25 protein-coding genes are annotated in these 26,754 nt (G+C 35.4%); 11 read left to right on the forward strand and 14 right to left on the reverse strand.

The window, feature by feature from the left end:
• Positions 1 to 14: 14 nt before the first annotated feature.
• The 5 genes from rseP (at position 15) to ORI89_RS11140 (ending at position 4,899) form a co-directional block, all read left to right on the forward strand.
• The gene (gene rseP, locus ORI89_RS11120) at positions 15 to 1,334 is read left to right on the forward strand and encodes an RIP metalloprotease RseP (RefSeq protein ID WP_268230554.1); all 1,320 of its coding nucleotides are present in this window, start codon (positions 15 to 17) and stop codon (positions 1,332 to 1,334) included.
• A gap of 86 nt (positions 1,335 to 1,420) precedes the next feature.
• The gene (locus ORI89_RS11125) at positions 1,421 to 1,615 is read left to right on the forward strand and encodes a YwbE family protein (protein WP_268230555.1); all 195 of its coding nucleotides are present in this window, start codon (positions 1,421 to 1,423) and stop codon (positions 1,613 to 1,615) included.
• Between the two features lie 279 nt (positions 1,616 to 1,894).
• Positions 1,895 to 3,001 carry a glutamine-hydrolyzing carbamoyl-phosphate synthase small subunit gene (gene carA / locus ORI89_RS11130; RefSeq protein ID WP_268230556.1) on the forward strand — a complete coding sequence of 369 codons (1,107 nt, stop codon included), beginning with the start codon at positions 1,895 to 1,897 and terminating at the stop codon, positions 2,999 to 3,001.
• A gap of 154 nt (positions 3,002 to 3,155) precedes the next feature.
• Positions 3,156 to 4,454: a phosphopyruvate hydratase gene (eno, locus tag ORI89_RS11135; RefSeq protein WP_268230557.1), complete on the forward strand. Its 1,299-nt coding sequence runs from the start codon at positions 3,156 to 3,158 to the stop codon at positions 4,452 to 4,454.
• A gap of 142 nt (positions 4,455 to 4,596) precedes the next feature.
• Positions 4,597 to 4,899 carry an FtsB family cell division protein gene (locus tag ORI89_RS11140; RefSeq protein WP_268230558.1) on the forward strand — a complete coding sequence of 101 codons (303 nt, stop codon included), beginning with the start codon at positions 4,597 to 4,599 and terminating at the stop codon, positions 4,897 to 4,899.
• 68 nt (positions 4,900 to 4,967) lie between these two features.
• Here ORI89_RS11140 and ORI89_RS11145 read toward each other — a convergent pair whose 3' ends face one another.
• The 4 genes from ORI89_RS11145 to ORI89_RS11160 form a co-directional block, all read right to left on the reverse strand.
• Positions 4,968 to 5,786, reverse strand: coding sequence for an AMP nucleosidase (locus ORI89_RS11145; protein ID WP_268230559.1), 819 nt, complete (start codon positions 5,784 to 5,786; stop codon positions 4,968 to 4,970).
• A gap of 139 nt (positions 5,787 to 5,925) precedes the next feature.
• Positions 5,926 to 7,176 carry an ATP-dependent Clp protease ATP-binding subunit ClpX gene (gene clpX, locus ORI89_RS11150; protein ID WP_268230560.1) on the reverse strand — a complete coding sequence of 417 codons (1,251 nt, stop codon included), beginning with the start codon at positions 7,174 to 7,176 and terminating at the stop codon, positions 5,926 to 5,928.
• A 3-nt stretch (positions 7,177 to 7,179) separates the two neighbouring features.
• A complete protein-coding gene (gene clpP / locus ORI89_RS11155; RefSeq protein ID WP_268230561.1) occupies positions 7,180 to 7,878 on the reverse strand; it encodes an ATP-dependent Clp endopeptidase proteolytic subunit ClpP in 699 nt (232 codons plus the stop codon).
• A gap of 52 nt (positions 7,879 to 7,930) precedes the next feature.
• Positions 7,931 to 8,398, reverse strand: coding sequence for a type I restriction enzyme HsdR N-terminal domain-containing protein (locus ORI89_RS11160; RefSeq protein ID WP_268230562.1), 468 nt, complete (start codon positions 8,396 to 8,398; stop codon positions 7,931 to 7,933).
• A gap of 341 nt (positions 8,399 to 8,739) precedes the next feature.
• On the opposite strand from ORI89_RS11160, the gene holA reads away from it, so the two are divergent.
• Both holA and ORI89_RS11170 read left to right on the forward strand, forming a co-directional pair.
• Positions 8,740 to 9,750: a DNA polymerase III subunit delta gene (gene holA / locus ORI89_RS11165; protein WP_268230684.1), complete on the forward strand. Its 1,011-nt coding sequence runs from the start codon at positions 8,740 to 8,742 to the stop codon at positions 9,748 to 9,750.
• Entirely contained in the window at positions 9,751 to 10,317 is a 567-nt protein-coding gene (locus tag ORI89_RS11170; RefSeq protein ID WP_268230563.1) for a hypothetical protein, read from the forward strand.
• A 5-nt stretch (positions 10,318 to 10,322) separates the two neighbouring features.
• On the opposite strand, the gene ORI89_RS11175 is transcribed toward ORI89_RS11170, so the two are convergent.
• The 3 genes from ORI89_RS11175 to ORI89_RS11185 all read right to left on the reverse strand — a co-directional run bounded on the left by ORI89_RS11175 (position 10,323) and on the right by ORI89_RS11185 (position 13,683).
• A complete protein-coding gene (locus ORI89_RS11175; RefSeq protein WP_268230564.1) occupies positions 10,323 to 11,594 on the reverse strand; it encodes an AI-2E family transporter in 1,272 nt (423 codons plus the stop codon).
• Positions 11,595 to 11,736: 142 nt separating this feature from the next.
• The gene (locus ORI89_RS11180) at positions 11,737 to 12,924 is read right to left on the reverse strand and encodes an MFS transporter (RefSeq protein ID WP_268230565.1); all 1,188 of its coding nucleotides are present in this window, start codon (positions 12,922 to 12,924) and stop codon (positions 11,737 to 11,739) included.
• Positions 12,925 to 13,683, reverse strand: a complete 759-nt coding sequence (locus tag ORI89_RS11185) for a TrmH family RNA methyltransferase (RefSeq protein WP_268230566.1) — start codon at positions 13,681 to 13,683, stop codon at positions 12,925 to 12,927.
• Positions 13,684 to 13,689: 6 nt separating this feature from the next.
• Here ORI89_RS11185 and tamL point away from each other — a divergent pair, with 6 nt between their 5' ends.
• Positions 13,690 to 16,044: a translocation and assembly module lipoprotein TamL gene (gene tamL / locus ORI89_RS11190; protein WP_268230567.1), complete on the forward strand. Its 2,355-nt coding sequence runs from the start codon at positions 13,690 to 13,692 to the stop codon at positions 16,042 to 16,044.
• Here the strand turns inward: tamL and ORI89_RS11195 are convergent.
• Positions 16,041 to 16,574, reverse strand: a complete 534-nt coding sequence (locus ORI89_RS11195; RefSeq protein ID WP_268230568.1) for a hypothetical protein — start codon at positions 16,572 to 16,574, stop codon at positions 16,041 to 16,043. The two genes, tamL and ORI89_RS11195, sit on opposite strands and share 4 nt — an antisense overlap.
• A gap of 156 nt (positions 16,575 to 16,730) precedes the next feature.
• On the opposite strand from ORI89_RS11195, the gene ORI89_RS11200 reads away from it, so the two are divergent.
• On the forward strand, positions 16,731 to 16,991 hold the full coding sequence (locus tag ORI89_RS11200; protein ID WP_268230570.1) for a hypothetical protein: 261 nt from the start codon (positions 16,731 to 16,733) through the stop codon (positions 16,989 to 16,991).
• A 264-nt stretch (positions 16,992 to 17,255) separates the two neighbouring features.
• Here the strand turns inward: ORI89_RS11200 and ORI89_RS11205 are convergent, their stop codons facing one another.
• The 3 genes from ORI89_RS11205 to ORI89_RS11215 all read right to left on the reverse strand — a co-directional run bounded on the left by ORI89_RS11205 (position 17,256) and on the right by ORI89_RS11215 (position 20,134).
• Complete coding sequence (locus ORI89_RS11205; protein ID WP_268230571.1) at positions 17,256 to 17,672, reverse strand: hypothetical protein; 417 nt, start codon at positions 17,670 to 17,672, stop codon at positions 17,256 to 17,258.
• Positions 17,673 to 17,729: 57 nt separating this feature from the next.
• Positions 17,730 to 19,376, reverse strand: a complete 1,647-nt coding sequence (locus tag ORI89_RS11210; RefSeq protein ID WP_268230572.1) for a M28 family metallopeptidase — start codon at positions 19,374 to 19,376, stop codon at positions 17,730 to 17,732.
• A gap of 140 nt (positions 19,377 to 19,516) precedes the next feature.
• Positions 19,517 to 20,134, reverse strand: coding sequence for a SprT-like domain-containing protein (locus ORI89_RS11215; RefSeq protein ID WP_268230573.1), 618 nt, complete (start codon positions 20,132 to 20,134; stop codon positions 19,517 to 19,519).
• Between the two features lie 81 nt (positions 20,135 to 20,215).
• Here ORI89_RS11215 and porD point away from each other — a divergent pair, with 81 nt between their 5' ends.
• Both porD and recN read left to right on the forward strand, forming a co-directional pair.
• The gene (gene porD, locus ORI89_RS11220) at positions 20,216 to 21,124 is read left to right on the forward strand and encodes a type IX secretion system protein PorD (RefSeq protein WP_268230574.1); all 909 of its coding nucleotides are present in this window, start codon (positions 20,216 to 20,218) and stop codon (positions 21,122 to 21,124) included.
• A gap of 47 nt (positions 21,125 to 21,171) precedes the next feature.
• Entirely contained in the window at positions 21,172 to 22,836 is a 1,665-nt protein-coding gene (gene recN / locus ORI89_RS11225; RefSeq protein ID WP_268230575.1) for a DNA repair protein RecN, read from the forward strand.
• Between the two features lie 56 nt (positions 22,837 to 22,892).
• On the opposite strand, the gene ORI89_RS11230 is transcribed toward recN, so the two are convergent.
• From ORI89_RS11230 to ORI89_RS11240, 3 genes are all read right to left on the reverse strand, one after another.
• Positions 22,893 to 25,169, reverse strand: a complete 2,277-nt coding sequence (locus ORI89_RS11230) for a cation:proton antiporter (RefSeq protein WP_268230576.1) — start codon at positions 25,167 to 25,169, stop codon at positions 22,893 to 22,895.
• Between the two features lie 162 nt (positions 25,170 to 25,331).
• Positions 25,332 to 26,045 carry a LytR/AlgR family response regulator transcription factor gene (locus ORI89_RS11235; RefSeq protein WP_268230577.1) on the reverse strand — a complete coding sequence of 238 codons (714 nt, stop codon included), beginning with the start codon at positions 26,043 to 26,045 and terminating at the stop codon, positions 25,332 to 25,334.
• On the reverse strand, positions 26,008 to 26,745 hold the full coding sequence (locus tag ORI89_RS11240; RefSeq protein ID WP_268230578.1) for a histidine kinase: 738 nt from the start codon (positions 26,743 to 26,745) through the stop codon (positions 26,008 to 26,010). Before ORI89_RS11240 ends, ORI89_RS11235 begins: the two co-directional genes overlap by 38 nt.
• Positions 26,746 to 26,754 lie beyond the last annotated feature (9 nt).

The raw sequence follows: 26,754 nt of genomic DNA on the forward strand, positions 1-26,754 counted from the left end.
AAAAAAAGAAATACATGGGTACTTTAATAATGATCGGGCAAGTAGTTTTAGGATTGTCTATATTAATCATCTTGCACGAACTGGGGCATTTTTTAGCGGCCCGGGCATTTGGTATTAAAGTAGAGAAGTTTTATCTCTTCTTTGATGCTTGGGGTGTTAAGCTTTTTAAATTTAATTTTAAAGGCTGTGAGTATGGTATTGGTTGGTTGCCCTTAGGAGGTTATGTGAAGATTGCGGGGATGATTGATGAATCCATGGATACCGAACAGCTTAAGCAAGAGCCTCAACCCTGGGAGTTTCGGTCTAAACCGGCTTGGCAGCGTTTGATTGTGATGTTGGGAGGTATAATCGTAAATGTGATTGTTGGAATTTTTGTTTTTTGGATGTTGACATTTAAGTACGGTGAAACGGATATAGATAACTCCAAACTTGAATATGGTGTTGTACCGGGTATTATTGGGAAAAACATAGGGATTCAGGCTGGAGATAAAATTTTAGAAGTTAATGGTAAACCAGCAGTTAAGTTTTTAGGTGATGTCCTGAGTTCGGATGTTTTGATGGGTGATGCGGTATTGACCATTGAGCGAGCAGGTATAAAGGAAACATTGACCGTACCTTCAACGATATTTAATGAAGTTGCTGAACATAAAAGAAACGAATTTGTGCAACCGCGTCGCAAGATGGCCAGCGTAGGCGAAATACAGAAAGGCTCTGAAGCAGAACGGATGAATTTACAAGTTGGAGACAGTATTGTTGCTGTAAATGGTAAAAACACCTTGTTTTTTGATGAATTTACTGATGTAATGAAGAGCCGTGTTGGTAAAGATATAGAGGTGAGTGTTGTGCGTAATGGTGAAGCAGTGGCGCTTTCAGGAAATGTTGATTCTACAGCAACTTTAGGATTTGTGCTTAGCACGCTTGATTTGCCTGTTATTAAATATGAATATGGTTTAGTTGAATCATTGCCTATTGGTACGCTCAAAGCATTTTCAGTAATTACTGATAATATTAAAGGATTTAGTAAAATATTTAAAGGAGATGTTCAGGCAGATAAAGCGTTATCAGGTCCTGTCGGTATCGCCAAGCTGTTTGGAACAGAGGTGGATTGGTTGAAGTTTTGGAGTTTAGTTGGTATGTTATCGATGGCGCTGGCATTTATGAACCTTCTTCCTATTCCAGCACTAGATGGTGGACATGTGGTCTTTTTATTGATTGAAATGATCCAAGGAAAGCCACTTAGTGATAACTTCTTAGAGAAGGCACAAATGGTAGGCTTTTTTATCCTCATTGCGTTGATTTTATTTACATTCGCCAATGATATCATAAAATGGTAACAAGAAGCTATCTGTTATTTGCTGTACATTACAGCAAATAACAGATAGCTTGTAATATTTATAATAGCATATTTTTATTGTATAAGATGGACGGAAAAACAAGAGCAAATATCAAGCCTGGCACAGTGGTTAATATTGTCTTGAAGAAAGATCAGCGCAGTGGTAACTTAACAGAAGGCATTGTAAAGGATCTGTTAACTTCGGCTGCATTTCATCATAGAGGTATTAAAGTGCGTCTGGAGGACGGACAAATAGGGCGTGTAAAGGAGATCATCGAATGAACCGTTTTTGCTTGGTATAAAAGAATATTATTTTATTTATTTTAACTTTTATAATTTACATTTTATTATCTACCTTTGTCCTCAGTGAAAATTTATGTAAAATATTCCATTAATAATTCGAAAGATTGCAATGTAAACATTGTGTCTTCTTCTGTTAATTTTGTTAGGCCCATAAGGGCTTTTTTTATATCCAAAAAATAAAAGGATTTGGATCCTCGTAAAGGATATTTTACAGAGCCAGATTAATAATAAAAGTTAATTTAATAGAGTATATAAAGAATGACCAACTACAGTAAATTACCGGCAATTTTGGTGCTTGCAGATGGAACTGTTTATCATGGCAAGGCTGCCGGAAAAATTGGAACAACTACAGGTGAAATCTGTTTCAATACAGGTACAACAGGTTATCAGGAAGTCTTTACAGACCCTTCCTACTACGGGCAAATAATGGTAACCACCAATTCGCACATTGGTAATTATGGAATTGATGAAGAAGATTCAGAGTCTTCAAAAGTTCAAATTGCTGGTTTAGTTTGTAAAAACTATAATATCGATTATAGTAGACAAATGGCTGATAAGTCTATTCAAACTTATTTTGAAGAGCAAAATTTAGTAGGTATATCCGATATAGATACACGCTCACTTGTTCGTCATATACGTAGTAAAGGGGCTATGAATGCTATAATTTCATCTGAAAATTTAGATGTAGAGTCTTTGAAAGGTATTTTAGCGAAGGCGCCTTCTATGGAAGGACTTGAGCTTTCTTCAGTTGTATGCACAAAAGAGCCATATTTTTATGGTGATGAAGGCGCCTCTACCCGTATTGCTGTTTTAGATTTAGGAATCAAAAAAAACATATTGAGGAATTTTGATTCTCGTCAGGTTTATGCTAAAGTTTTTCCGGCAAAAACTACTTTTGAAGAAATGGAATCTTGGAATCCAGATGGTTACTTTATATCGAATGGGCCAGGTGACCCAGCGGCTATGGATTATGCTGTAGAAACTATAAAGAAAATCATTGAAGCTCGTAAACCTATGTTTGGAATCTGTTTAGGTCATCAAATGTTGGCTTTAGCGAATGGTATTCGTACGGAGAAAATGCATAACGGACACCGAGGTATTAATCACCCAGTGAAGAATATAATTGTTAATCGTTGTGAAATAACTTCGCAGAACCATGGCTTCGGACTTGTAGCAGACGATGTTTTGAAGTCTGATTTGGTCGAGGTAACTCATGTTAACCTGAATGACAATACTATCGAGGGTATTCGGTTAAAAGGAGAGGGGCAAAGAGCTTTTTCTGTGCAATATCACCCAGAGTCTTCGCCAGGGCCTCATGACTCTCGCTATTTATTTGATGATTTTATTGCAATGATAAAAAAATAGTAAAAAAGGCTAAATACTTAATATTTAGCCTTTTTCATTGTGAAATATTGCTGTAAGAAAATCGAATTGTTATATTTGAATTTACTAACAAAAAACGGTATATTAGTGTCCGTTATACACTAAGTGTTTTTTCATAATAGACAATAAGAAAGAAATGAGTTTAATAATTGATGTTCATGCGCGTCAGATTCTTGATTCGCGAGGTAATCCTACTATTGAAGTAGATGTCACTACTCAAAATGGTTTTGTTGGTCGTGCTGCAGTTCCTTCAGGAGCTTCAACAGGTGTTCATGAAGCTGTTGAATTGCGTGATGGTGATAAGACAAAATATCTAGGGAAAGGTGTTTTGAAAGCTGTTGAAAATGTAAATACAAAGATCGCTGAGGCGCTTAATGGTGTTGATGTATTTGAACAGAATGCGATCGATCAGATTATGATTAATCTGGATGGTTCAGAGAATAAAGGTAATTTAGGAGCTAACGCAATTTTAGGAGTTTCATTAGCGGTTGCTAAAGCTGCTGCTCAGGAGTCGCATCAGCCATTGTATCGTTATATTGGAGGTGTTAATGCAAACACATTACCTATCCCGATGATGAACATTATTAATGGCGGTTCTCACTCTGATGCGCCTATAGCATTTCAAGAGTTTATGATTATGCCTATTGGTGCACCTAGCTTCTCAGAGGCTTTGCGTTGGGGTACCGAGGTGTTTCATAGTTTGAAAAGCATCTTACATGATCGTAACTTGTCAACTGCGGTAGGTGATGAAGGTGGTTTTGCACCGACTCTTGATGGCACAGAGGATGCTTTAGAGACTATTATCAAAGCTATTGAGAAGGCCGGATATAAAGCAGGTGAAGAAATTTGTCTAGCTCTAGACTGTGCTGCAGCGGAGTTTTATGTAGACGGTAAATATAATTACGCTAAGTTTGAAGGTGATAAAGGGGCTGTTCGTTCAAGTGAAGAGCAAGCGGCGTATCTTGCCGAATTAACAGCTAAATATCCAATTATCTCTATTGAAGATGGTATGGATGAAGATGATTGGACTGGATGGAAAACATTGACTGAGAAGATCGGAGACCGTGTTCAGTTAGTAGGAGATGATTTGTTTGTTACAAATACCAAACGTTTACAGCAAGGTATTGACAATGATACTGCGAATTCCATTTTGGTTAAAGTAAATCAAATCGGATCATTAACAGAAACTATTAATGCTGTTACTTTAGCTCAGAATTCGGGTTATACTTCGGTTATGTCTCATCGTTCTGGCGAAACAGAAGATGCTACAATTGCTGACTTAGCTGTGGCTTTAAATTGTGGTCAGATTAAGACTGGGTCAGCATCTCGTTCTGACCGTATGGCTAAGTACAACCAATTGTTGCGTATAGAGGAAGAATTGGGTAAAAACGCACGTTTTATAGGTAAGGCATTTAAATATGCTCCTAAAAAGTAGTTTTTTACATACTGTATAAGTTGAAAAGGTCGTCTAATGTAAACTTTAGACGACCTTTTTTGTAGCTTAGCGACTAGACATTTTGTTTTTTGCTTGTGAACATTAGTTTTTTTAAGAACTATTTATTTACATTTGTTTTGTAATGGAAAGATTGTTTAGGTTAATTAAAAATAGGTATTTTCTCAGCGGATTGATTTTTATCGTGTGGATGAGTTTCTTTGACCGTTACGATCTGGGGACACAATATGCTTACCAGCAAGAAAAGAATAAGCTAGAGGAACAGAAAGCCTTCTACGAGGAGGAAATCTTAACGATAGAAAAAGCTGTCAAGGATGTACAATATAATCCTAATGAGATTCAACGTATTGCTCGAGAACGTTATAAAATGAAAAAAGATAATGAAGATATTTTTGTTATTGAAGAAGTAGAGCCCACAAAAAAGTAGCTCTTTAGTTTTATCTAAAAGATGTTCGGTTACCTAGTTTATTACCTTAATTAATTTATTATAGCTTTCTAAAACTTTAAGTGTTTAACAGTTAGACCATTGTTGATAAGTTGTTTTAAAGCATCAATGCCTATTTCTAAGTGTGTCTCTACATATTGTGCTGTAACAGTCAGGTCGCTTTCTGCTGTTTTTACACCTTCGGGCGCCATAGGTTGATCAGATACTAATAGTAAAGCACCAGTGGATATTTTATTATGAAACCCTACACTAAATATTGTGGCCGTTTCCATGTCGACAGCCATTGCACGGATAGCTTTTAAGTACTTTTTAAATGCTTTGTCATGTTCCCAAACTCTGCGGTTTGTAGTATACACAGTTCCTGTCCAATAATCTCTTGAGTAATCCCGTATAGTAGTTGATATTGCTTTTTGTAAAGCGAAAGATGGTAGTGAAGGGACTTCGCTCGGGAAGTAGTCATTTGACGTACCTTCTCCACGTATTGCGGCAATAGGTAATATGAGTTCCCCAACAGGTATTTTCTTTTTCAGCCCCCCCGTTTTACCTAAAAAAAGTACAGCTTTGGGATTTATTGCTGTTAATAAATCCATAATGGTTGCAGCCATAGGGCTTCCCATTCCGAAGTTGATGATTGTGATCCCATCAGCTGTACAGGCTTGCATCGCTTTACCCTGTCCATAGATAAAAGCATTGTCATGCATTTCGGAGAACATAGTCACATAGCTCGAGAAGTTCGTTAAGAGCACATAAGGCTCAAACACATCTAGTGGGCAGCCTGTATATCTTGGTAACCAATTTTCCACAATTTCTTCCTTTGTTTTTAACCCCGGTGTAATTGCAGATTCAACTGTTTTTTTTACTTTTTTCATCTTCTATTGTTTTAGTTAAACAACAAAGTGTATAGGAATGTTTTTTTAGCTTTTTAAGTATTCAATGATAAAATAATCGCAGTAGACAAGGTGTCTAAATAAAAACCCTCACGTGTTTTTGGGTGAGGGTTTTTTATTATTATGCAACTAACAGTTTTTTCATATCGGACTTATCCAGCTTATCGTTAGCATATGCGACGGTTATATGTAGTTTTTTATGTTCCATCTGATCTTTTATAGATGGAATTTCAAACATGGCATCCAGCATAATTGCTTCACATATACTTCTTAAGCCTCTTGCTCCGAGTTTAAATTCCCAAGCTTTGTCAACGACTAAGTTGTATACTTCAGGGTCAAATGTGATTTCAATATCTTCGTATTCAAAAAGCTTTTCATATTGCTTAATTAATGCATTTTTCGGTTTTGTCAATATGTTTAACAATGTTTCTTTATCTAAAGGATTAAGATAAGTTAATACTGGTAAACGACCGATTAGCTCTGGAATTAAACCGAAGTTTTTTAAATCTTGCGGCGTGATATATTTGTATAGGTTGTTCAAATCAATATCATCGCTATCGTCTTTCATTTTGTACCCTACTGTTTGCGTACGAAGGCGGTTTGCGATTTTCTTCTGTATACCATCAAATGCACCACCACAAATAAATAAGATGTTGCTCGTATTTACAGTGATCATTTTCTGGTCAGGGTGTTTACGACCACCTTGGGGGGGAACATTGACATTTGTTCCTTCTAATATTTTTAAAAGGGCTTGCTGTACTCCTTCTCCAGAGACGTCGCGTGTAATGGAAGGGTTGTCACTCTTGCGTGCAATTTTATCAATCTCGTCAATATATATAATTCCACGTTCTGCTGCTGCTACATCATAATCAGCAGCTTGAAGAAGCCGTGTTAATATACTTTCCACATCTTCACCTACATAGCCTGCTTCTGTTAGTACCGTGGCATCTACGATACAGAAAGGTACATTTAATATTTTTGCGACTGTCTTAGCGAGCAATGTTTTTCCTGTACCTGTTTCTCCTACAACGATAAGGTTGGATTTTTCTAATTCAATCTCATCTTTGTCTACTTTTTGGTTAAGACGTTTGTAGTGATTATAAACAGCTACGGAAATCACCTTTTTTGCATCATCCTGACCAATGACATATTGATCTAGGTGTTCTTTTATTTCTGCAGGGCGAATTAATTTTAATGCCGTTTGTAGATGCTTGCTTTTACGTTGCTTGAGCTCCTCGTTAAGAATTTCACTTGCTTGTGTAATGCAACGGTCACAGATATGGGCGCCGTCTCCAGCGATTAGCATCTGTGTGTCACCTTTGCCTATTCCACAAAATGAACACCGTGTATCTCTGTTATTAGTTTTGCCCATGGCTTATTTTACTTCTTTTTTTGGTAATAATACTTCATCAATCATACCAAAATCTTTTGCCTCTGCTGCCTTCATCCAGTAATCACGGTCTGACGACTTTTCAACCCATTCGTACGTTTGGCCCGAGTGATCAGCAATAATGGTATAAAGCTCTTCTTTTAATTTCATCATTTCGCGTAGGTTGATCTCCATATCAGCAGCAACACCTTGTGCTCCACCAGATGGTTGGTGTATCATCACTCGAGAGTGTCTAAGTGCCGCACGCTTTCCTTTTGCACCAGCAACCAATAGAACTGCACCCATCGAAGCTGCAATACCAGTACAGATAGTTGCAACGTCTGGAGCAATATATTGCATAGTGTCGTATATACCTAAGCCTGCATATACACTACCTCCAGGTGAATTAATGTAGATTTGAATATCGCGCTGTGCGTCGGTTGACTGCAAGAATAAAAGCTGAGCCTGTACGATATTGGCAACCTGATCATTAATGGCATCGCCTAAAAAAATAATACGATCCATCATTAAGCGAGAGAAAACATCCATTTGTGCCACATTTAATTGACGTTCCTCAATGATATAAGGAGTCAAATTAGTGGGCATATTAGTTTGAACGCGTGAAATGAAGCTATCGACATGCTGACTGCCAATGCGGTGATGTTTGATAGCATACTTTCTAAATTCGTTTTTATCTATATTCATGTTTTTTTTCTTTTCTAACTGACTAATATAAAATTATATTTTTAATTCTAATTTACAAATCAACTTGTGTATTATAATCAGGTAATTCCTCTATAAAGTCAAAGCGTTGTAATTCAAAATCTATTTTACAATAATAGTGCTGAATTCCATTACTGACTAAAAGTAGTGGAATTTTGTGAATCGTATTGTAATTTGCGATCTGACTAAAGGTTTTTTCGGTAATTTTGACAGTCGGTGCTTTAAATTCTGCCAAAAGTATCTTTTCACCTTGATTATTAAAAATTAATAAGTCACTTCTTTTTTGTAACGTATTTAAGGATAATCCTCCTTCTATCTGCATCAACGACTTGGGATATTTCTTGAACTTATGTAAATAATTTACCCAATGCTGCCGTACCCATTCTTCTGGAGTTAAGACCAGATCTTTTTTTCGAAGATCATCAAATATATATAGTTTGCCGAGTTTCCGAGATATTTTTGACGGATAAGGTGGTAAATTAAGTACGATCGGTTCAAACATAGTACAAAAATAAGCTTTTTATGTGGTCGTGCAAAACAGATAAAAAGCTATGTTTTCGCAATTACTTTGGGTGTTCAGCGGACTTCCTTCACACCTTTTTCGGGAATTTCCTTGTGTTTGGTTCTATTTTATCTGGTTTTTTCCTACTTAAAGAGTAGGTGAATTGTAGCTAATGAGTGGGTTAGGTGTGGTAAACATGAGGTAAAGGTCCGAAGAAGGGGTGAATTTGGTATTAAAAGGTGTGTATGATATTAGAAGTTAATTGCTATAATTTTACAACGTCAATAGTTGAAACAAACAGTAGATACAATTTTGTATTTAAAGTTGTATTTTCGCAAGGTATGAACGTTAACACTATACTTTCCGACATTAAAAAGCGCAAATTTAGCCCTGTATATTTATTACATGGAGATGAGTCCTATTATATTGATTTGATTAGCGATGCATTGGAAAATACGGTGCTGACCGATGCACAAAAAGGATTTGATCAGACATTACTTTATGGCAAAGATACGAGTATAACGACCATTGTTAATACAGCAAAGCGTTATCCTATGATGAGCGACTATCAGCTTATTGTGATTAAAGAGGCGCAGGAACTCAAGTGGAAAGCCGAAGAAGATTTTCTGTTAAAGTATATCGAAAACCTAACCCCGACTACTATTCTCGTTTTAGCATTTAAGTACGGTAAGTTTGATAAACGAAAAAAGATATATAAAGCCTTTGATAAGGCTGGCGTCGTTGTAGAGTCTGCTAAACTATATGATAATAAGGTAGCTGAGTGGATTGGTGACCAGTTTCGAATGGAAGGATATACTATACATCCACAGGCATCATCCATGATGGCAGAATATTTAGGAACAGATTTGTCTAAAATCGCTAATGAAGTTGAAAAACTATTATTGAATGTTCCCAAAGGCGAGGAAATATTGCCTAAGCATATTGAACAGAATATTGGTATTAGCAAGGATTACAATGTTTTTGAACTACAATCTGCTTTAGCAAAACGGAATACATTGAAAGCTGTTCAGATAGTAAATTACTTTGCAGAAAATCCGAAATCTAATCCCTTACCAATGGTTATTGGAACATTAGGGAGTTATTTTACGAAAATTTTAAAGTATCACTATCTACCCGATAAGTCACCGCAGAGCGCTGCTAAGCAACTCGGGGTGCATACTTTTTTCTTAAAAGAGTATGAATTAGCTGCTCGTAATTTTAATAGACGTAAAACTTTTGATATTATAAATCAATTAAGTGTCTATGATTTGAAAACAAAGGGCCTTGATGTAGGTCCTCATACGGGAAGTGGTGATATTTTACGGGAGCTAGTTTTTAAAATTTTAAATTAAATGAGGTTACTAACGTTTTTTTTACTTTTTATTTTCTGTCTTACAACATGGGCGACTTTTGCGCAAAGTGGTTATTCGATTATACAAGCTGGGGGGAATATTGGTATAGCGAATAAAGGTTATAATGGAAGTTTTGGTGGTTTTGCTGCACATTTTATTTTCGGACAGAATTATAATGAACGAGCTTATTTGGGGCTAGGACTAGGGAATGAGATTTTTAAAGGTGATTATCTAGCTAACGATCTTGTGGGAACAAATGTGAAAATGATGAAGTATGATTATAGCTTACTCCCTATTTTTGTTGACGGGCGATTGCCGATTAAACAATTTGGTTTTAAATCAAGTGTCGGTGTACTAGCTAATGCAGGTTATGCGCCTAAAGTAGGACAGCGGTACGATAAAGGATTCTTATTTAAGAGCGGTCTTTACTACTTGTTAGACAACCCTGGGTCTATTGATTTTTTTGTGTCGGCAGCTTATGGTTATCAGCAGTTGACTAAAAATAATTATGGAAAGAACTTTAACCATCAGCATTTAGGGCTGTCGCTTGGCATTATGTTTAAGTGATAGTTTTACTTATCATCTAGTTTTTGGTTTGTTTTATTTGATGTTACATCAGTATAAGGTACCTCTTCCGATTCGTTTATTTCTTTATAACTGATAGTGGTGTCGGCCGCTTTTGCATCAGTTTCGACATTTATATCTACTTGTATTTTGCTTTTTATTTTGGGCTTTTTTACAATCCCCCATTTTGTTAAGAGTTCTTGTGTTGCGTTTCGTTTGAGATGTTGTTTCTCTGGTTCGCCAATTAGAAAACCAAAAGCTTCCATAGAGGGGATTGCATCGAAAATAACTTTGATAGTGGCTGTTAGTGGTAATGCTAATATTAAACCGGATAGACCAAAAAGCATACCTCCTAGTAAAAGGGTTATTAAAGCCATTAATGGGTTTATACTTACTTTTCCTCCAACAATATTTGGGGTGATAATGTTCCCTTCCAAGAATTGCACTACTTGAAACCAAGCAACTACTCCAATGGCATACCACGCATTATCCTTAACAGCTAAAGCAAATAGTGCAGGCAATATAGACCCAATAGCTATACCAATATAGGGGAGTAGCATAAGCAACGATGCTAGTGTACCAAAAAACCATGCATACTCTATCCCAAGAATAATGAGTCCTAGGGTGTTTAGTATGGCGACTATCCCCATAACTGTAATTAGACCCAAAAGGTAGTTCTGAACAACATCGTATACTTTGTTTAAGGTGTCATTTACTTTTTTATTTGAAGAGCTTTTGAAGGCTTTGAAGAAAAATTCTCTAAAAAAATCCCTATAGTATAATAAGAAAAATGTAAATATGGGTACCATAACCATACCAGCTATCAGACCGCTGATTGATCCAAAGGTATTCGTAAGTACTGTTCCTGCATTGGACATAATTTTCTCACCCTGTTCTTGAACTTGTGCGACCAAATCATTTCGCTGAACATTGAATGTTTGTTCAGCCCATACTATACCACGCTCAATAACAGATAGAACTTTATATGTTATTGAAGATGCATTTTTCCCGATAATAATACTTTGGTGAATAATAAACCAGCCAAGTAGAGTTATTATAGCTATAGCTACAACTACTGAAACTATTGCAGCAACAGCCCTAGGGAGACGTATTCTTTCTAAAAAACTAGCTAAGGGGAATAAAGAAATCGCTATTAAAATAGAGAAAAGAAGCGGTACCAGTAGACTTTGTGTCGCATACATAAAAGCTAATATTAAAGTCGTGGCAAATAAGCTAGCTGCTAAGCTTACTGAGTAGGGGAGTTTGTTGCTGTTCTGCATTGGTATGGACGCTAAATATTAATTTTATAACGTTTTAATTGTTTTATTGTTTTGTATGAAAGTACTTCTCGACCTGTCGTAAATGATCTACGTAATCAGGGGACTGGCTTGCCTGTTTAAGAATAGAATCTTCTTGTTTTCTTCACTCTCGTTCTTGTGGCGTATGGCGTTTATTTTTATGGTTCCAAAAAAGTATATAAAAGAAAGCTAATAAAATAACGATACTATTTACTATAAAAATAGCAGGTATTCTTGAGATATCGTCGTGGTATGCATAGCCTGCCAATAATGCTCCGCCACCTATACCGGCTTCCAATGCAATATACATAGTGGCCATAGCTTTGCCTCGATGTTGCGGCAGGCTAAGGTCTATCGTCCAGGCATTAACAGCTGGGGAGAGAATACCTGTTCCAATTCCATAAATGACGGCGCCTAAAATGAGTCCATTGATACTGTTGCCTAAGCCCAATAGGAGCACGGCGACAGCAATGATAAATAAGCCTACGATCATGACAGGAATTCGACCGTAACGATCTGCTACTTTACCGGATACGAAGCGTATAGCAATAGAAGAAAGAGTGTATGCCGTGAAAAATAAACCTTTATTTCCAATACCTAAATGTTCGCTCCAATCGGGGATTAATGTTAGAATAACACCATAGCCAGTATAAGAAAGTAAGGTGACGATTCCTGCGGGGATTACACGTAATTCTACTATTTCATCACGTCGGATTTTTAACATAGAAAGATTGAACCTTTCTTTATTCTTTAAGGTTTCTTTCATGTTGAGTACTATTACAATGGATAGTAGCGCAAACACTGAAGAACTATAAAACATAGTATTGATGCCAAAATCTTCTGCTATATAGCTGCCGATTGCAGGTCCTACTGCGCCACCAATGCTAAAGCATAAACCGTGCATCCCCAATGCCTCTCCCCATCTATTATGAGGAATTATATCGGCAATATACGCCGAAGTGGATGTAGGTTTAAAGCCCGTAGAAAAACCATGTACAAGGCGCAACATAAAAAAACCTGCTACAGAACTAATAATAGGATAGAGAAAACCACATAAAAAACACACAATAGATCCTACTGCCATAACGGGAACCCTACCCCATTTATCCGTCAATTTTCCACTAAAAGGTCTGGATATCCCCGCTGTTAAAGTGAATAAGGCAATGATTAATCCTTTATGTTCAGCTCCACCTAATTGACTTAAATAATTGGGAAGTTCGGGAATAATCATATTAAAGCTTGCAGAAAATAATAGCGAGCTTAGACACAATAGTGCGAAGGGAAGCGTATATATGGATTTATTATCGTCCACTTAAATGTTATTTGTTAATTTCTGTCTAGCTATTTCCGAACAGAATATAGTGGTCGCTACGGCTACATTCAAGGATTCAGCCTCGCCTATGCGGGGTATTGTTACCGCATGGTTTATTTGTTCAATTATTTCCTTGCTGATTCCATTACCTTCATTCCCCATGATAATAACTCCTGTCTTTTGAAAATTCGTTTGATAGATTGATTTGCCTTCTAATAGTGCCCCATATAAGGTCATTTTTGACTGCTTTATAAAAGGAATTAAATCTGTATAATGTAGCTGTACACGGGATAGAGAGCCCATGGTAGCTTGTACGACTTTTGTATTGTATGCGTCCACAGTGCCTATTGAGCAAAAGATATGTTTTATTCCAAACCACTCTGCTGTTCTTATGATAGTTCCTAGATTCCCGGGATCTTGTATATTATCTAAAGCTATAATATGTTGTTGGCGAATTTCTTCCCAATTCACGGCATCGTCTGTCGGTATCTTTATCAAGGCTAATATGCCTTGCGGAGAGGTTAAGCTAGATATTTTCTTAAAGTCGCTTTCACTTGTTGTAATACATTTTATTTTATGCGGTAAATTGCTCATTTTTGTGAGCGTCTCTGCCGTTGTGTATACAGTGTCTATAACGTAAGCGGAATGAATAAACTCTAATACGGATTTGATGCCTTCCACTATAAAAAGACCGTGCTGTTTGCGAAATTTTTTATGCTGCAAAGACGTTATAAAACTTATTTGCGCTTTTGATAACATGAACTGATGATTAAGAAAATTAGTATTTTTACTTTTGCAAGTATAACGCTTTTGTCGCTATTTTTCGCATCATGTAGGTCAGCAAAATATATTGAAGACAATCAATTTTTGGTTACAGCTGTTGATATAGAAGGGGTACCTACAGATTTAAAAGAACGGGCTTCCTCTTATATTTCTAATGAAATTAAGCCCAATTCTAAGCTTAACCTAACTATTTATAATTTATTTAATACTACGGGAGGACGTTATAAAACAAAACGTATTCGGAATGTAGGAGAACCACCGCATCTGCTTGACTCATCATTATTAGAATTCTCGGCTACACAAATATCAGGTTTTTTGCAGACTAAGGGGTATTTTAATGCATATGTGCGTCCGGTAGTAAGTACGAACAGTAATAAGAAAGCCAAAGTTAGGTTTGATGTTGCATTAGGAAAGCCATATATCCTGAGCGATATAAATTATAATGTTGATGATCCGCTGATTCGTGAAATCTATGAAAGGCATATACGCCCTTTTTCATTAGCTAAGGCAGGTGAACAATTTGATAGTGGCAATTTGTTAAATGAAAGAGAAGCCCTCTATTTAAAACTTAAAAGCAACGGATATTATGAGTATTTGAGGCAATATATGCGTGTTGCAGTTGATACAAACACCATAGCTGATAAAGCTGCACTACAGATTGAAATACAAAACCCAACGGATAGTACTTCACATCAGGTGTATCATATCGATAGCGTTAGTGTAAGTATTGTCAAAGTAGACAAGCAAGCTTCGAGCAGGCAGCCTCGGGTATATCGTGATTCTGTTCTAAAAATAAGTTATAACGATCAGACAGGATTGTTTAGGTTGAGACCTTTAGCAAGATATATGTATGTGAAAGAGGGAGATCATTATAATCTCTTGAAAGAAAATCAATCTTATGATCGTCTTTATGAGACAAATGGCTTTAGAAATGTTAAAATAAACTATGAAAAAATAAAGGATCAAAATTTACATGCACATTATCAATTAACACCTCGCCCTTTGATGGCTAACCAAGTGGAAGGAGAATTTGCATTCAGTTCGGGGATGAGCGGATTGAATGTTGGAAATACATTTTCCCATAGAAATTTATTTGGAGGTGCTGAACAGCTTGATTTAAAGTTGGGGTATGGTATTATGTTCGATCCAAGACTCCCAGGAAGTTTAAAGAATAAGGTGTTTAATAATGACTTTCAGGTGGGAGTTAATATTTCTTTTCCAAGGTTAATGACACCTTTTGAGAGTGCTAATACAGGGACTTATGGTTTGCCACGTACAACCTATGCTACAAACTTACAGTTGTTTCAGCAAGATAATACATACTCTAACCGATACCTGACCACCTCTTTAAATTATATGTGGTATAGCTCAGAAAAAGGTCAGCATAGTTTAACTCCATTATTACTTGATTATAGGACAGGGCGTTTTAACACTGATTTTAAGCAGCAATTGTTAGATCAAGGTTATTGGCTTTATGTTGAAAGCAATGATAGACAGTATTTCGGATTAAGTGCCCAATATGCTTATACCTATAATTCAAGAAAGCTGTTAAGATTAGAGAATTTCAATTATTTTCGATTGTCGTTGGAGAGTAGTGGTAATTTGCTTAGTGTTTTTAGTAGTTTATCGAATGCAAAAAAGAATAGTATCGGAGAGAATTTACTATTAGGTGTTCCTTACTTACAGTATGCTAAGACAGAAGTTGATTTTCGGCATTATAAATATTTAGGAGGAAATCGGCAATTGGTATTTCGTTTCAATGGTGGTATTGCTGTGCCTTATGGAAATAATTCTAAGTTATTGGTTTTTGAGAAGAGCTTTTATGCTGGAGGGATGAATGGTATGCGCGCTTGGCAAGCACGCACATTAGGCCCAGGTAAATATAATCGTGCCGAATTACCTGAGAGTTTAAGATTGAATCTGAGAAACTTGGATCAGCTTGGTGAGATAAAAATTGAAACAAATGTGGAATATAGATTTCGCTTATTAAATAGGTTTCTAGGTGCGAAGCTCAACGGGGCTACTTTTATTGATATGGGGAACGTGTGGTTACTTCGAGATAATGGTATAACTAAAGCAGGGAAATTTGAGGCAGATAAGTTTTTATCCCAAATTGCTATAGGGACAGGTTTTGGTTTACGTCTGGATATGGATTATTTTGTAATTCGTTTAGATACGGGGCTTAAACTCAAAGACCCTCAATTTGAAGGAGCAAATCAATGGGTTATTAAAGACTTCTTTAAATCACGTAGCTTTAAAGAGGCTTTTTATGAAACACATAAACCAGATCGATATAGCTTTTTACAGTACAATTTTAGTGTGGGCTTACCTTTTTAGATTAAGTCTTTTAACCCCAGTAATATACTTTCGAAAATCTTTGAAAGATCAAGCCCTTTGCTAAAATGGAAGTATCCGTAAATCAAGGCTAGAATGATAAATGTACCTATAAAGCGTTTAAAAGCATAGGCTATTAGTAGTACGACTGCGGGTATTATGATGAGTAATAGTCCGTATATTTTTATAGGCTTTAACCCGGTTTTCGATTTATAGATATAGTATAGTTTTCCGTATGACTTTTGTTGGTTGTTATGTTTAAAGAATACGAAATTAGAGGATTCCATTGTTTGTTTTACAACTGCAATTCCATCGTGAAAAGCTAGGTCTTGTTGAAAACCATTGATATTGAAAATAAAAGTTCCATTTATATGCTCCAAAGGAGTTTCTGTACTATCTACAGCGATAATAGCTAATTTACCATTCTGCGTAAGGTTTTCTTTAATTATAAAGTTATTAATCTGTTGTTTTTGCGAAAAGCAGAGTAGATTAATAAGCAATAAGATTAGTGTAAGAAAGTATGTTTTTTTCACTGCAATATATTATGAGATGCAATATTACTAAAAAAAGCATAATTTGTTTGGACAAAAGAAGGTTCTACGTGAAGATACTTTTAAATAAGGTCAAAATATTTCATTTCCCAATTTTACTTTTGTACATTTGTGTTAATTAAAAAAGATTAAACTGATATGGAAAATACAGTATCTCCAAGACCGGCAAAGAAGACGGATAATTATGCAAATCGTACCGAGCACTACGTGACTTTAACTGTTGCTATTATAATCGGTTTAGTGGGTGTATTTGGAAGATTTATCCCTGATGTGATCCCTGCTTTAGATCAAATGACTTTTATGTTCTCTGCGATTGCTAATATTGCTTTAATTATTGCGACCATAATTGCTTTTAGAGTCGTTTTTAACATTTTAGGTTTCGGAAAACATAGAGATTAATACGAGTATTAATTATATTTTATATTACAAAAAAAGAGATGCTCTTTATAAAGAGCATCTCTTTTTTTGTAATAATACTTTAAGTTGTTTGGCATACTGGGGAGAAGAAATGTCACTTATAAGTTTTCATTATCTGCTTTGGATGTACAATCTGTTATTCGCGTAAAGTGTAAATCTAGTATGAGAAAAATTTATATAAAAAAGCACCTTGACAAATTAAAATCAAGGTGCTTTTCTTTATATATGTAAAGCTTGCTTATCTATTTAAGCAAGTATAGACCAAGTACTCCAAGGAATACGAGAAAGGATTAAAATCAAACCAATGGTATACATGATTAATACGGTTTGATTGGCTTTTTTAGCATCTGTTATTTTCTTTGCTTTTGAGTAGCCTATTGTTATCAGTATGATTGCAATAATCATCATTAAAGGGTGTTCAAGAAAATATAAACGAGATAAACTGTTTTTCATATTTTCTCCAGAAAATGCTTGAATTCCCAGTGGGGATACAAAGTAGATAATTAAACCGATCAGTAATTGTAAATGTGATGAAATGAAGCCTATCAAAGCTATTTTTCTATTGTAAGGCTTATTGTTTAAGTAATTCATCAACGTTACGATGATAGAGATAACTAGTGCAATTAGTAATACAATTGCTAGTGTTGAGTGTAAGTGTTTCATTCCAGTTAACATAGTTTTTATTTGTTGTGTTTTTGTTGTTTTAAATTGAAAAAGAAATTATTGGCTTAGTCGCTTGTTCCCTAGCTCTCTAAACTCTGATTTTTCTTTAAAATTCGGAAATGTTTTTTCCAGGCTTAAGGTATGGCCTATGTCAAAAAAAAGTTTTATATCTTCTATAATCCCAGTAAAGTCCCAGTTTTCGTCCACTTGATCGCTAGGCGCATGATAGCGACCAGCCATGGCTTTTTTTCTTTGTTCTAAAGCCTCTGATCCTTTTTCTATATAATCGCTACCGCTGCCCATAAAAAGACCCGGTATCCCAACTTTTACAAAGTTAAAATGGTCTGACCGGTAAAACCCACCGGAAGAGGGATTGCTTTCGCCTTTCATTACGCGATCGAACTTAGCAGCGGACTTTTCTACATAATCTTCTATTTCTGTTTGTCCAATTCCAACTACGGATACATCTCTAGTTGCGCCAATTGCATTAAAAGCATCCATATTAATGTTTGCTACAGTTTTATTCAATGGGAAAATAGGGTTTTCAGCGTAATAAGCAGAGCCTAGTAAACCTTGTTCCTCGGCAGTTACTGCAAGAAAAACTATAGTTCTCTCTGGTTTTTTATCTGCAGCTTGAAATGCTTTTGCTATTTCAAATAATGCAGCTACACCGGCAGCATTGTCTATAGCGCCGTTATAAATAGAGTCGCCATTTACAGCTTCACCAATGCCTAAGTGATCCCAGTGTGCAGTGTATATAATTACTTCGTCTGGCCTGCTTGTTCCTTCAAGTTTTGCAATAACATTGTTAGATTGAGATGTTCTGTAATCATTGTTCAATTCTGTGCTCACTTTGATGTCAAGTGGAATGGCTTTAAAACCAGTTTTTTTAGCCGTTTCTTGGATGTCGCTAGAAATACCGGCTAAGGAAAATATTTTATTTGCTGTTTCGGTAGTTATCCAGCCTTCAATTTCGGTGAGAAGATCATCATTTACGAGGTTTAATTGTGGGCCGGTCCAGCCAGAACGTACTACATTCCAACCATAGCTTGCTGCTTTTGTATCATGTATTAATAGAACCCCGGCTGCTCCTTGTCGTGCAGCCTCTTCATACTTATAAGTCCAACGGCCATAATAGGTCATCGTATCTGCTTTGAAAAGGTTTTTATTGTACATACCAGGGTCATTGACCATCGCTACTACTGTTTTTCCTTTAACATCGATCCCTTCATAATCATTCCAGTTAAATTCGGGAGCTACTATACCAAAACCTACAAATACGAGTTCTGAGTTATCAACGTTAATTTTTTCTTTTAATTTTCTACTTCCAATAACATAATCATCTAAGTGATTTATGGTAACTTCTCCACTCTTTCCTTTGAAAGTTAATTTCTTATTAGTTGGAGTCGAAGTAGTTTCGACCATTGGAACCTCTTGAAAATATGAATCCTGATTCCCAGGAGTCAATTTTAAATCTTCAAATTGTTTTTTTATATACTCTACTGTTAATGTATCGCCTTTGGTAAATGGCATTCTTCCCATAAATTCGTCGGAAGACAATTGTGTAACATAATTTTTGTAGGTCTCTATCGTGATAGCGGAGAGAGCTGAGGAGTCTAGTCCGTTTGTGTTTGTTGAGTTTACTGTCTGTTTACATGAGAATAATGTAGATATTAATACAGTAACGAGAAACATTTTTTTCATTTGTGTAATAAGGTAAAAAGTTCTGTTGTTAAAAGTACGAGTTTATTATTAGAAAGTATTCTATTATGGGGTGATTTTGTTTGTACTACACTTTCTGGTTAATACAGGTTGAATAATAAACAGACGAGGCAGCAATTTTTTCACTCCTTTATTGTTGTAACCTCCGCAATAGGATGAAATAGATATGTTTTATTTGTGTTAATTTCTATGCATTTATAGCGTTTACGCAATTTTTCTTTTTTTTGAAATACCCGTCCATCTTTGATTTTAAAATAAGCTTCTTCGGGTATTGACTCTATTGTTTCTATTTGTTGAGCATTTTTATCGTGGTTACGTAATACCCGATATAAGTTTAAATCTGTGCAGCTCGAGGCCGCTGGGTTATCCATGTATTTTGTTATGGCAAAATGTATGTCTTCCGGAAATATTTGAAGCTTTAAAAAGGGTTCCATAAGAATTTTGAAATGAGTTTTCCATTCCATTCCGTGAGGTTTTACCTTGTTTTTGAACTGTTGCCAAGTCTTTAAATGAGCAAATTCATGTATTGTAGTAATTAAAAAAGCATAAGGGTTTAAGTCATGATTTACTGATATTTTATGAGGTTCACCTTTAAAAGGTGCTGTATAATCTCCTAATTTAGTTTTTCGACTACGGGCTATTCTAAAAAGGCAACCAGAGTCTATTATCCAAGCAGCAATGATAGGTGCAGCTTGCTGTGGTATATACTTGCTTAATTGTTTTGAATAGTTGTTGAGCATATTTACAAACATATTGTTTTTTGTTGAGATTGTTTATTCAATGAGTTTTCCTAAACAGGCATAAATATTTATCTTTGAAGTATGAAGGTGATAAAAATTAGAAGTCTATTATTGCTGTTTTTTGTGCAATTTTTTTGTGCGGTAGAATTGATGGGGCAGGAGCTTAATGTCCGTGTAGAAATTCAATCCCCTCAAGTGCAGAATACTAATAAAAGGGCTTTAGACATGTTGCAAAAAGTTATGCAAGATTTCTTGAATAATCGCTCTTGGACAACACTTAAAACAAATATTTCTGAAAGGATTGATGCAGCTTTATTAGTTACAGTATCTGAATGGGATGGGTCTAAGAATTTTAAAGCTTCTGCACAAGTGTTTTCTTATAGGCCTGTTTATGGTACAAACTATAATTCTACAATATTAGCTTATCATGATCGGAATTTTGATTTCTCTTATGTAGAAGGTGAGCAACTTGATTTTAATGAAAATGAAAGCCGTAGTAGTCTGACTTCCCTGTTAGCATTTTATGCTAATATCATAATTGGTATGGATGCTGATACATTTAAACTGTATGGAGGGAATCAGTATTTGACGAGTGCACGTACAATTTTAAATGCAGCTCAAAATAGTAGTGAACAAGGTTGGCGATCTATGGAATCATTAGAAAATAGGTATTGGTTAATTACTAATTTATTAGATCGCCGATATCAGTCTTATCGTGACTTTTCTTATAATTACCATAGAGAGGGCTTAGATATAATGAGCCAGGATCAGCTTAAAGGACGGTCTGTGATGTTAGCTCAGTTAGATAAATTGAAAGAGGTCGATAGAAATCAAACTGGTAATGTTGTCACATCTGTTCTTTTTTCAGCTAAGTCTAATGAGTTTGTAGGTGTGTTCAGTAAGTTGCCAGGTAATGAGGGAAATAAAGTTTTTAACACATTGGTGGCATTAGATCCTAGTAATACAGCTAAATATGAAGCTTTGCGCTAGATGATGTACATGAAAATAAGAAGATAGAAAACTATAGCTTTTATAATATGCTTAACAGATTGTTTATTAAAAATTATGCATTGATTGAAAACTTAGATATTCAATTTGATGCAGGTTTAAACATAATAACAGGGGAGACTGGAGCCGGTAAATCAATTATAATGGGTGCTTTAGGTCTTATTTTAGGCAATAGAGCGGAGGGGCGTCATTTTTTTAGGAATGATCAGAAATGTGTAATTGAAGGGCATTTTGAAATTGCAGCTTACGATCTTAAAAGTTATTTTCAAGAGCATGATTTGGATTATGAATCCGAGACCATTATTCGGCGAGAGCTTTCTGTTGAAGGAAAATCCCGCTCTTTTATTAATGACTCACCTGTTACTTTAAATGTATTGCGAAGTTTAGGTGAGAAACTAATCGATATACATTCTCAGCACGCTACTTTACAGATCAGTACGGAACAGTTTCAGTTGTTACTTTTGGATAGCGTTGCTAAAAATGCACATATTCATACAGATTATAATGCAAGGCTGAAAGACTATAAGAAAAGTTTACAGGCTTTGCATACTTTAGAAGAAACTATTCAGCAAAGTAATTTAGAGCTTGATTTTAATCAATTTCAGTATGATGAATTAGCACAGGCAAACCTTGTTGCTGATGAACAGGATGATTTGGAAGAAGAACTAAAGAAACTAGAAAACGCAGAGGAAATAAAAAGAGGGCTTTTAGCTGCTACATCTCTCCTCGATGGACAGGAGCAGCCAATCGTAGAAAGGTTAAAAGAAGTTACAGGGCATTTGCAAAATGTAGCGCACTATTTGGTAGATGCCAAGGAGTTGTCTGAACGTTTAAATAGTGTTTGGATAGAAGTGAAGGATATTGCTGCGGAGGTAGAACACATGGGAGATGAAGTGCAGATGGATGAAAGTCGATTAAGTTTTCTCAATGAACGTTTAAGTACATTTTATAATTTACAGAAAAAGCATAAAGTTGAGAGCGTCTCTGAACTTATTGTTTTACGAGATGAGTTGGAAAAGAAGATTTTAGCTGTAAGCAATCAAGAGGGGCTTCTTTTCGAACTAAAAGAGACGGTTAATAGAAATAAGCAAACACTACAGCTAGCAGCTAAAACCCTAACAGAATCTCGTGAGTCTGTAGTTGAGAGAGTCGAAAAACATGTAGAGGGTGTGTTAAGCGAAGTAGGGATGGAAAACGCAAAGCTAAAGATACAATTAAATACAGTATCTATAGATAAGTTTAAGACGAATGGTGCTGATCATGTGGCTTTTTTATTTTCAGCTAATAAAGGACAAGAGCTCCAATCTATTGATAAGGTTGCCTCGGGAGGAGAGTTGTCCCGTGTCATGTTAGCTATGAAATCTTTGGTAGCAGAAACGTCCTCATTGCCCACAATTATATTTGATGAAATAGATACTGGAATTTCGGGAGAAGTAGCATTAAAAGTAGGGGAGATTATGGAACGTCTTTCTATGAATATGCAGGTATTGGCCATATCTCATTTGCCGCAAATTGCGTCGAAAGGAAATGCTCATTTTAAGGTGTTTAAGCAAGATGATGGTAATCGTACAACAACATCAATTGTGTTGTTAAATCGAGAGGATAGAGTCGTAGAAATTGCTCAAATGCTAAGTGGAGCAAATCCCAGAGAATCTGCCTTACAACATGCCCGGGAACTCATTTCTAATCAGTAATATTATTCCCTTTATTAAAATAATGATAGCCCCTAAATAATATGGGGCTATTTTAGTTAGTCTCGATCTTTTATTAACAATGTAGATGGAATATCCGAAATCCAACGGTTTTGATCATTAAATAACTCTTTCCAGCTTTCTGTACTTAGTATAATAAGATCTTGCTCTTTAATAAAGTCGTTATTAATCTCGAAATCAGTATAACGTGTTATGTGGTTGGGAGCAACATGTTCAATAGAACGGATGAGTTCCAGTGCTGTTGTATCTTGTTGTATGATATTTTTATTGTCAATAATTATGACTTGAGATTGTACGTTATGGATAAATTTTCGGATATATTTAATCAGTTTTAAGTCATTTATATGATATATGAGCAAAACTATTTTATTTGCAATTTCGAAGTCGTTATCTATGAAAACACCAACGGATATTTTGGTTTTATGCAAAATTTGTTGTGTGCTGTAGGAGAAGATCGAGTTTTCGAGTAAGTTGTCACGTTCTAAAACTTGAAACATGATCTTTTCAGGATTGATTATTCTGGTTGTAAAGCCAAAAAGACGACCCAATAAACTACCTTCGAAGATAGATTGTCCTACACCGATTAAGAGTAAATCGTACGGCCCTTCGTTGGTTATTTCTACAATATCACGCTCTATATTATTAGAGGCTTTGAATAAGGTCGTTATTTGTTGATCAATTAATAGAGATTCGTTAACGATAGGTGCAAAACTTTCCTGTTCATATTGATCAGCATTATATTTGTGTAAATCATTAGTCGGGGTTAAATGCACTGCGGTGATCGTCGTACTTTTATCCATTTTTTTAATCATATTTTGTGCAAGTCGCAAGAGGGTTTTACCTCGTTCAGGTGCACCAAAAGATATTAATAGATTGTATTTTCCGTGCGTACTTATTTCGCCTGGTATAATAGATGATTTTCCTTTAAAAACTTTATTAATTAAATCAATTGCCGGTCCCGTCATAAACGTAGTTATCAACGCCATAATAACCATCATAGCAAATATCTCTGGAGTAAGTATACCTAAATCATAACCTATGTTTAAGACAACGAGTTCCATAAGTCCTCTTGTGTTCATAAGTGCTCCTATGGTGAGGCTGTCTTTCCAGTTTTGACCAACAAAACGAGCTGCCAGAGCACTTCCTAAAAACTTTCCCACAACAGCCACTAAAATTATTAAACCTGTTACTTTCCAGAGGTATGGTTGGTCAAGAAGTCCTATTTGTGTACGTAGACCAGTATAAACAAAAAATAAAGGGAGTAGTAAAACTAAAGCTACATCTTCAACTTTTTCGATAAAAAGGGCTCGAAATTTGGTGTTCTCTGGCATAATTGCTCCAGCAATAAATGCTCCGAACAAAGCGTGTATGCCAATAACCTCTGTTAGATATGAAGATATAATCAGAGTAATAAAAAATATAGCGACAATGGGCTTTGTAAGGTTTTCCCGTGAGCTATGCATATCACCTACGCGCTTTAGAAAAGGGCGTACTAATTTTATCATTATAAAAACATAAGCTAACGCTAATACTATGATATATAATGCGCTTAAAAATGAACCGGCCTTTACAATAGCAATGACTGCCGCTAGTATGCACCAAGCTGTAATGTCATCAGCTGCAGCACAAGTAATAACTATTGTGCCTAATTTAGTTTTTTGAAGGTTACGTTCCTGCACTATTCTTGCGAGGACGGGGAAGGCTGTAATACTCATTGAAATTCCTATAAATAGAGCAAAAGACGAAAAAGCTATACCTACGGGAGCAAAGTTTGTGTAAATAAAGTAGGCTAAAGTAACACCTAGGGCAAAAGGGAAAATGATACTGGCATGACTAATTACAATGGCATCGTGTGCTTTGTTTTGTAAAACTTTTAAATCAAGTTCCATTCCTATCACGAACATAAATAATACTAGACCAATCTGACTCAAAAACTGTAGGTTGTTAAGTGATTCTATAGGGAATAGTACAGCAGAAAACTCTGGATAATACATGCCCAAAAGTGAAGGGCCTAAAGCTATACCTGCTACTATTTCGCCGATAACCGTTGGTTGTCCTATTTTCTTAAATAACCAGCCAAACAATCTAGCCACTAGTATAATTATAAATATTTGAGCCAATAATATGGCTAGAGGGTGTTGTAAATTGTGTGACATTGTAGTTAGAAACTCTTCCCATTGCGAGTTTCCATAAGACTCAATAACGATATCTCGACCTATTTCCATATTCTTTCCCTGAATAATAATCCAATAAATCAGTATTGAAAACACTCCAATTATGCCAACGTAAAAGAATGTACTTTTTATTTTTTTCATCTTTAATTCTGTTTCAGTGAGGCTAATGAATACCTTTTTGTAAATTAATAACGTGAAATTAAGGATTGAAAGGAGCTTAATTTTTGCTTATGTAACAAGTGAGGAATAATATGTGATAATGTTGATGTTTTTTGTAACGAAAGTGAAATTAGTCCCTGTGGATTACAAATTTATTTTTTCTATAAAGTTAGATTTATAGCGATCGCTTAATATAAAGGTTTTAAAAGTGTTATTTTCCTCTTGTATAGTACTTGTAATTTCATCATATGAAAAAGCATGTACGATATTGAGAGCAATCAATTCTTTTTTGTTGACTCGGCAAAAAGAAGATGGCGGGAGTAATGCCTCAAGGTTACGAAAAGAAATGTTTTTGAGCGTTACTTCATTGCCATTTGCCAAAGAGACAATTTTGTCACGACTATCAGTAGAGGTTTTTATATAACGTATCTGGTCAAAGTGAAGTATAAACTTTCCTATATCGCTATTGAGCTGGATGAAAGTCTTTTTTAATGGCACTTGTACTTTATGTGTAGCCTTATTTATAGCTAACTTTAAACGATCTAATTTTAGCGGCTTTCTAATATAATCGATTGCTTGTAAGTCGAATGCGTCAGCTGCATATTCACTATAGGCCGTTGTGAAAATTATACCTTTGCCCTTAATGAAATCAGCCAGTTGGATGCCCGTGATTTCTGGCATTTCAATGTCCATAATAACGATGTCGTATTCGATATTCATCTGTTGTTTTAAAAAATCGTTAGGATTATTAAATGCTTTTACCACCTCTATATTAGGTATTTGTTCGCAAAGAAGCTTTAAATAGGTTAGACTATGGAGTTCATCGTCTAGTAGCAAGCATTTTAGTTTTGTGTTCAAGTAAGTCGATTTTTAAATGAGCAATATAAACATCATTTTCAGTAAATTTATCCAATTTATAACTGTCTTTATAGATAATGTCTAATCTTTGTGTGATGGTTTTAGAACCAAAGCCCTGTTTTTCTTTTTTTAGAGGTGCTTTTTTTGATATTTTATTAGCAACCGTTAAAGAAAAAATATTGTTTTGAAATTCAAATGATATAACTATGAACGAATTTTGGCTTTGGATATCAGCGTGTTTGAATGCATTCTCTATGAGGTCTATGCAAAGAAATGGAGCTATTAAATTTTGCTTATACAGTAATTCACCTTCATGTATGTTCTTTTTGATTTTTAGATCAAACAAAGGGCTTAACTTTACCTTGTAAATCTCGATAAGATTAAGTGCAAAATTGATTTCTTGCTCTGGTGATACGTATTTTTTGTCACTTTCATATAAAATATAATCTAATACATTTGAGAGAGAATTTAAGCTATGATATGTTTGATAGGCGTGTGATTGAATAGTATTCAATACATTTTTAAATAAATGTGGATTAAGCTTGTAATCGATATCTATAAGTTGTTGAGAATGTACTGTGTTTTCAAGTTTGGCTACTTGTTCTTGTAACTTTTTGCTAGCTTTTTTTTGTTTTATCCACATTATTCCAAACAATACTGTTAAAGCAAAACAGCTTCCTATAAGTATAATTTCATACATGTGACAGTT

This window comes from Sphingobacterium sp. UT-1RO-CII-1, from assembly GCF_026711005.1.
Taxonomy (GTDB): Bacteria; Bacteroidota; Bacteroidia; order Sphingobacteriales; family Sphingobacteriaceae; genus Sphingobacterium.